This window comes from Alteromonas sp. MmMcT2-2 (genome assembly GCF_022348305.1).
Classification (GTDB): domain Bacteria; phylum Pseudomonadota; class Gammaproteobacteria; order Enterobacterales; family Alteromonadaceae; genus Alteromonas; species Alteromonas macleodii.
The window spans coordinates 117,568-125,245 of record NZ_JAKRFA010000022.1 but is presented as its reverse complement, the minus strand read 5'-3'; the positions used below and the strand labels follow the sequence as shown (position 1 = coordinate 125,245).

Annotated in this window: 8 protein-coding genes; all 8 read right to left on the bottom strand. The window is 40.6% G+C overall.

The annotated features are described in order from the left end of the window. Window positions 1-110: 110 nt before the first annotated feature. On the bottom strand, window positions 111-374 hold the full coding sequence (locus tag MHM99_RS13665; protein ID WP_239219771.1) for a hypothetical protein: 264 nt from the start codon (window positions 372-374) through the stop codon (window positions 111-113). Window positions 375-433: 59 nt separating this feature from the next. Continuing rightward, complete coding sequence (locus tag MHM99_RS13660; RefSeq protein WP_239219769.1) at window positions 434-1,156, bottom strand: hypothetical protein; 723 nt, start codon at window positions 1,154-1,156, stop codon at window positions 434-436. Continuing rightward, the gene (locus tag MHM99_RS13655; protein ID WP_239219767.1) at window positions 1,156-1,641 is read right to left on the bottom strand and encodes a hypothetical protein; all 486 of its coding nucleotides are present in this window, start codon (window positions 1,639-1,641) and stop codon (window positions 1,156-1,158) included. Before MHM99_RS13655 ends, MHM99_RS13660 begins: the two co-directional genes overlap by 1 nt. A gap of 4 nt (window positions 1,642-1,645) precedes the next feature. Beyond that, window positions 1,646-2,338 (bottom strand): hypothetical protein, encoded by a 693-nt coding sequence (locus MHM99_RS13650; protein WP_239219765.1) that lies wholly within the window; start codon window positions 2,336-2,338, stop codon window positions 1,646-1,648. 419 nt (window positions 2,339-2,757) lie between these two features. Continuing rightward, a complete protein-coding gene (locus MHM99_RS13645; RefSeq protein ID WP_239219763.1) occupies window positions 2,758-3,615 on the bottom strand; it encodes a DUF3037 domain-containing protein in 858 nt (285 codons plus the stop codon). After that, window positions 3,612-4,343 carry a HipA family kinase gene (locus tag MHM99_RS13640; RefSeq protein WP_239219761.1) on the bottom strand — a complete coding sequence of 244 codons (732 nt, stop codon included), beginning with the start codon at window positions 4,341-4,343 and terminating at the stop codon, window positions 3,612-3,614. Before MHM99_RS13640 ends, MHM99_RS13645 begins: the two co-directional genes overlap by 4 nt. A gap of 94 nt (window positions 4,344-4,437) precedes the next feature. After that, a complete protein-coding gene (locus tag MHM99_RS13635; RefSeq protein ID WP_239219759.1) occupies window positions 4,438-6,174 on the bottom strand; it encodes a restriction endonuclease subunit S in 1,737 nt (578 codons plus the stop codon). Continuing rightward, window positions 6,174-7,649, bottom strand: a complete 1,476-nt coding sequence (locus MHM99_RS13630) for a type I restriction-modification system subunit M (protein ID WP_239219757.1) — start codon at window positions 7,647-7,649, stop codon at window positions 6,174-6,176. The genes MHM99_RS13635 and MHM99_RS13630 overlap by 1 nt, the downstream gene beginning before the upstream one ends. Window positions 7,650-7,678: the final 29 nt, after the last annotated feature.

The window sequence follows — 7,678 nt, the reverse complement described above, 5'->3', positions numbered from 1 at the left end:
CTTCGGCTGTGAAGCACGGTTAGATATAGAACGCATCTCCTTAAACGAAGATAGCCTCAAACACTAAACGAATCACAACGGTCTATATTGATCGCTTACACAAACACGTATCACCTTCGCTTAAGGAAACGTTCTAAGTGCTTTCGTTGAATTAAACTGGCAGGAATGAACTCTTCACGAGCTTTTTTGAATATGAGGCGGTAGTTGCCTAGTTTAAATCGTATCAAGCCTTTCGCTAAGCTCAATTTACGTCCGCCAAGTTCAGCATAGCTTTTACCAGACTTAAGGCCTTCCTCTATCTGAACAGCTTTAGAGATGTACTTACGGCACTCAGCCGATTCGTATTGGTTGAAAAGTTTGCGTAATGTTGTCATGGCTATCTCCTTTGTTTCGACGATAGCCAGTTTTTATTTGTGCTCCGCACAAACAAGCATTAATTCAACATTTTCTGAAAATAATTCCAAGCTTCCTCCGCCTCTGCCTCGATAGCCTTTATTTTCTTATTCAGTGCCTCAACTACAGGTAGACGAATGACGGCGTCTTCTTCAAGTTTGCGCAGTACCTCTTTAGCCTTTTCATACTGCTTGTCACTAAAGAAACGCTCTGCTTCCTCGTATCGGCCCATGTAATCTTCCCAGGGAATGACTTGAGAATACGCTGTTAAAATTGGCGATATATCAGAAGGATCATTCTGATTGGAAAAAAACGGGGATGGCAGTTTATCCCTGAACAAATCGAACTCAGACGAATTAAGCGTTTCAATAATTTCATGGACATTTTCTCTAACTACGCCTAAGCAAAAAAACTCTAAATACTGCTGATTAGCAAGCTCCATCAACTCTTGGTCATATTTTTCAGTCATCCCTGACTTCGCATAGCTTTGCAGAAATTCCTTCGTCTTTTTGGTATCTCCATTTAATAGATACCAAATACACAGAATATTCCTAACAGAGTTTCGCCTACCTTTAAGAATAGGATGTTTGTTTTGTGGAATACCTTTTGTTTTTTCGCAAACTATTTTCGGTCTATATAGGTTTGCACCGCTTTTTTTAGCAAATATGGTATTCAATGGAATTCGAATACTGTCTGGTAAGTCCTCTGTTTTTAGGCAGACGCGAGCCAAATCTAGGAACGATTGAACTTCTACGTTTTCCATCAGTAATACACCTCGTCACAAAGTAACTCACGTATATCCTCCCGCCCTATTTCCTCCGTTTTAATATTCCTAAGAATATCTACTGCTTTCACACCTTTGTTGCAGCGGTAAACTATGCGGTTACTTGAACGATACCTATAGTTACTTACTCTTTCTTTATTGTAGTGTTCATAGATATAGTTAATTGTTCCCATACATTGCCCTAGCAGAATTGACTCCAGCTTAGACAGAGAAAGTATCCCCAAAAAGTTCCGTCTATCCTCATCTACTTCATTGCAAGACCGCACAAGATCAAGCTTCTTTTGGTTTTTAAGCGCTGCTATTGCTAAGCACTCTCCTAATTGCATAAATTCTTTTTTGTTGAATAGTACAAAGGAAGCTTTTGACACTTCACTTAGGTGGGCACAGTTGGAAGGTAAACGTTCTTTTGCATATACTTGTGAAGAGAAAACTAAGAAGATGGCTAAGATAATAAGATACTTCATAAGTTTACTCCTTGCCAAAACGCTTAAACGCTTTCACAAAAATAAGCGATGTTACTATCCATGAGGAAAAAACGAGAAAATCTGCTATCACTCCGTTTCCTAACCTTTCGAAAGCGCCTAATATTGTTTCGTTTGGGTGGTCTAAACCTATTAAGAATAAAGCGAGTGCTAAAAAGTAAATTGAGAATTTTACTAAATTTATAACGATGCAGTTGAATCCGTTAGCCGCTAGCGCCAATTTATATCTGACGTCATAGTGAGTGACCTTCACAGATATCAGTTTCTTTAGCTTCAAGACGGTTAGCACTGCGAGGGTTATCATGAATAACTTGTCTATCATTGTTAAATCAGATGTGTTGCCCACCCCATCTAGATGCTCAAGCTCTGAAAAAACAATAAGCGCGAAATAACAGGTAATTAAGTATAATGAGAGCAGCAGTGAAATCAGGTGCATAAAAGACTGATAATAAGGTATCGCGCTTCCTTTAAATTGATAGATACCTTCGGGGTCAAACAACCTTATTTTTTTTCTGGCTTTCAGAATGAATTTAGATTCTAAATCGCTTACGTCTAAGCTCTTAAGTGGCTGCTCGTTTTGGTTTTCTGAAGGCTTGGCTTCGTTTTTATCAGTTCTCGATTCAGGCGTTTCTTGTTTTTCATAAGCAAAACTAGGCTGAGAGTCGTAATCCCTTACCATACTGCGTTCCTCCATTTACAACGTGTTTTTTGAATTTTTCTAGCGGACTTATAGTTCAGTTAATTTGTTTGAGATTAAACCTTTTTGGAACGATGAGTGATTACACGCAATAAAAAATTACCCGTGCCACAGCCTTAATAGACCATTAATATCATATGCGTTATAAATTAAAAGAGTCCGAAAGATTGGGGAATCTTGCTAGACCCTTTTAATATCCTCAATATGTCAGGTGGAGAAAGAACAAGACCTAATGACAACGTTTTGGGAATATATAAAACGGCATTTTGAAGCCAAATGAGGCTTCGTCGCGGATGAGTGCTGATGTGTTATTTTCAGCGGGATGTAGCTTTGTAGTCATAAATTCAATTACTCAATATTACTCATTAGCACTTAACTTTTGGCCCCTATTTGACCCCCAATTACTGCCAATAATTTTCATGCTCCGCTGGCATGTCAGAACCACGCGCAAACTCTATAATCTTATCGGTGTTTTCGAACTGCTCCAGCTGTATTCCCACCTCAAGAAGTTTACCTGTTACCTCTTCGTATACATCGAAAAAGTCATGTTTACTTTTTTGGGGTTTCTCCACTGTCACGAGTGCTTGACCTGCCTCGACAATGCCTTTATTGACCAGAGCTTGCATTCGGTTTAACCAATTATGACCATGATCTGCTGCATTCATTGCAGTCTTCTGATCAAATGCAAGAGGCTTAATTACTCTCTTGCCTTCATCTGTGTCACTTACAAAGGGGAGCTTAAATTCGTATACACCAGCTTTAAGCTTACGTTCATAATATTTATGCGTTAGCTGTGTAGCTAAAGTCTCGCGCAAAGCTTTAACCATTTGCTGCTCACGGTATTTTGGCGTTACAAAATCTCTCGCGACAAACCTTTGAAAAAGATTACTCAGGGTCGTATCGATCTCACTCCCCATTAGCCTACCTACAGCGCCGAAATGTAAAACAGACTCACGTTTACGAGTAACTTCCCGAAACAACGTAACCAGCTCTTTACCTCTGACATTTTTAGAACGGATAAAATCTTTAACTCTGATAAGCTCAGCTTCAAAATTATCTAAAGATTGTTTGTAAAGCTGCTTATCTATCCCTTCAAAGAAAGTAGTAACCCTTCCAAAGCGTTTCGGGGCTAGCTTGTATCCAAAGCATCCAGACTTAGGCTCGATTATAACTATCCCGACGTTTGCGAACTCTCTGGTCTCAATAAACGGCATAAAGCGCACGACTGCATATTCGAAAACAGTATTTTGCTTTTTCACTTTATTGCCTCCCAGAACTCGTCACTTTGATACTTACCCAATACTACCTTGATCCTTTCAATTTCTCCATCTGCATCTGCTATGTCTTCTAGCCATTCTTCGGGGATTTCTTCCAATATGTCGTCAAGCCCTTGAAATGCTGTAGCAAACCGAGAAGATACAACTTGTCTATCAATTTCAGGAGCAAACAAGTCAGTTTGTCCTCTGAGGACGCTTCCTGCCACGTGACACCTCCTCAACTCATCAATTGTGAACTCCTTATCAAAGGCTAGGTTGTGATCAAAAACTACAAGTTCTTTTGAAACGACGTTGTAATATAGGTTTGGGTTTCCCCCACTCTCTCCGAGGGTACGATCTTCATTATTAATCCAATAATCAAACAAAAAAAGATCTTTGAGTATACCTTTATCGGCTAAATTTATACGCTCAAGACTTACCTCCTGAAGGTCGTCTTGATACTCAGTAGCAAATCCGATACCACAGCCTAAGTCATGAATCAGTTCAAAGTCATACTCGACAAGGCTTTCGTCGATATAAACCAAACAGCAGCGTGGTATTGGCAGTCCAATAGCCTGTCCAAGTTTTGCCGAGACCCATTCATATATGCAGCCTTTGTAAGTAGCATTGAGTCGTTTTACCACATATTTCTTATTGTCATCACCAAGACATAGCCAAGGCTTAGTAAAGCCTTGAGACATTCTTTGCTGAATTTCGATTATGTTTATCAATAGAATGACCTACCAGATAGCTCTATTTACCAATGATCGACTTCGTGTTTGAACTTTTCTTTAAATAACCAAGAACCATTAGACTGCTTTGTCATCAAGCCATCTCTACAAAATCACACAATTTACATTTTGCATAGTTCAAATTTTGAACCCCAGCGGTTAGACGCTTTATAACCGCACCTAATTGCTCAACCTTTTCTACAATTCGATTTTGTTCATTGAGCGGTGGTAGAGGAAAATATAAAAGACCTAGCTCAGTTGAGTTTATATTCTTAACCCCAGTCGTTGTCCTGATTGGCTTTTCAATTTGGTCTCGTAAAAGCCTAGTTTTCATAAGTAAAGTTATAAATTCTGAGCTTACATTTTTAACTGGCAATCTTGCACGGACAAGGTAACCAGCATAGACAAATTTATCCAGATCATTTTCAACCAATGTTGAACGTCCCACAATTCCCAAGCTGCCGTTAGATCTTATAAATAGCAAATCACCTTTACATAATTTTAACTCTCTTACTTCGTCTTCGGACATTTTTGAAAACTTCAAATCGTCTAACGTAACCTCTCCGCTAACAATATTTGGAATTCTTAGCACTGCGCTACCATCTATATCATAATCCGATTTTTTAGATGTCCCGTACTTCAAGTCATAAAAAATACTTTCAAATCGTGCCCATCGCCATGATGGTGGTATGGAAAAATTTTTTAGCTCGTCAGTGATTGGCGGCAGTTTTTTTTGCTTTTTAATTTTCTTATCTTTGATTAGCTGTTCTTTTTCTGCGGCGATGCGTTCGAGCAATTTTGATGCAGGTTCGTCGTTGGAATCTTGTTTTACCAGTTTGCCCATTACTGCGAGTTGCAGGATGGTTTGTTTTAGCTGGTCGATGCTGTCTTCTGTGGTGAATAGCACGTCGAAGTGTTCGCTGATGCGCTGCCAGCTTTCGTTTAGTTCGTCCGAATCTTTTGCGTTGGTGAGCGTTCCTAACAGTGATTTAACGAGTGTTTGGTGCGCTTCGATACTGGCTTCGGTTTGTGACTCTAGTTGGTCACAGAGAGCCATTAATGCATCAATTTTGGCGACTATTCGCACTTGCTCATTATAGGGAGGAAGAGCAATAGGATAATTTGTCAATTGCTCCTGCGTTATTCCTGCTACAGTTGTCCCAGTCCCTTCAATTTTGATAGTTTTAAATGCATTAATGAAAAAACCTAAGTCAATCTGTTTTGAGACAGCTACAGCCTTTAGGTCTTGATTAAAGGCCATTGGCACGTCAACTATTGCTATTTTCCCTAAGCCCATTCGGGTACAAATTAACAGGTTTCCCTTTTCAGCTAGTTTACTTCCGGCTATTAATCCTTTCTGGGTGATATAGTCTTGAGTTTTACTCAGGAATAACTCGTTGCCCAGATCTTTCACACTTGCCCAAGGTATATCGCCATTCCAATATGTTGGCTCTCTTTTACTAGGAGTGCCTCCACTGACGATGCTGTTAAATAATGACCCAATCCGGCACCATTCCCAGTTTTCAGGTAATTGAAAGGTTTTCTCTTCATTTGAAATCGGCGGTAGAGGCTTTAGCCTTTTTATCGTCTGTTCTTCAACTAACTTATCTTGTTCGAATTTAATTCGCCCAATCAATTTAGAAGTAGGCTCGTCATTTGGATCCTGTTGAACAAGTTTACCTCTGACTGCTAAGTCTAAAATCAACTCACGTAGTTTCTTTATCCCAAAAAGCTCTAACTTCTTGGAACTACCCCGCCCTGACGCAGACTTGGTTTTAATTGCCGATGTCCAGACATCCAGGTTTTCAGTAATGATACTTTCTACTGACATTAAGCTTCACCCTCAGCGCCTGATGACAGAGCTTCCGCCAGTATGTCTTTTAGCTGATCACGTAATACCTGAATTTCATGCTGTTGTGTTTCGTATTGCGCAAGCAGTTCATCAGGATCGTGGCTTTCTACTTCGCCAACGTGCGGGTTTTTAATATCGAGGTTGAAATTGCGTTCGATGACCTCTTCGATTGAAACTTTCCAGGCTTGTTCGTTTTCTACACGGCTAGCAAAACCATCGGCTTCTGTACCCCACCATTCCTGTTCGGTTTGAAATTCCTCAAACTTCATTGGCTTGGTTTTGGAGTAGTTTTTTACGCCGTCTGGGTAAGGGTGCTCGTAAAACCAAATCTCTTTGGTTGGCTTTCCTTTGGTGAAAAACAGCAGGTTGGTTTTAATGCCTGTGTAAGGGTTAAACACGCCATTAGGAAGTCGAACTATGGTGTGCAGATTACATTCTTCTGTGAGCAGCTTTTTGATTTTGGTTTTAACACCTTCACCGAACAGCGTGCCGTCTGGCAATACCACAGCGGCGCGTCCACCGTCTTTGAGCACTTCTATGATCAGCTGCAAGAACAGATCGGCGGTTTCCCGTGTTTGCATATCTGAGGGGAAGTTCTTTTCGATACCGTCTTCTTCTGTTCCACCAAATGGTGGGTTGGTAACGATAACATCAAACTCGCTATCCCAGTTTGAAAGTGGGCGATTAAGCGTATTGTCATGCCGGATTTGCACGGGTACTTCAATACCGTGAAGCATCATGTTTGTGGTAGCTAACAGGTGCGGTAATTGTTTTTTCTCTACACCGTGAATTTGGTTTTGCAGCGTTTTATGGTCGGCTACGGTTTTTACATATTTTGATTTAACGTGGTCAACTGAACAAGCTAGAAACCCACCTGTGCCACAAGCCGGATCAAATACTTTGTCGCCTAATTTAGGGTCTACTCGGTCTACGATAAAACGTGTAACGGCACGAGGCGTGTAGAATTCCCCTGCATTACCCGCACTCTGTAAGTCACGTAGTATCTGCTCGTAGATGTCACCGAATAAATGACGTTCTTTAGAGTCAGTGAAGTCTACTTCATTTAGCTTGTTGATCACCTGACGTAACAGCGTACCGTTCTTCATGTAATTAAAAGCATCGGAGAACGCTTCGCGCACGATAAAACCGCGCGGGTTCTTATCGATTGGGGCTGTCAGGTTTTTAAGCGCTGGGAACAAGTCATCATTCACAAACTCCATTAACTCATCACCTGTGATCCCTTCATCATCTGCTGCCCAATTGCGCCACAGATACTTAGGTGGAATTGGCTCACGGTAGTCATCCATTTCGAATTCCAGCTCTTCTTCCTGCGCATCGAATATTTTTAGGAAGAGTAACCATGACATCTGGCCTAAACGCTGGGCATCACCATCAACGCCAGCGTCTTTTCTCATAATGTCCTGAATGGATTTAATAACGGTACTGATCGACATACTTTTTTTATTTCTCTGATTCTTTATTT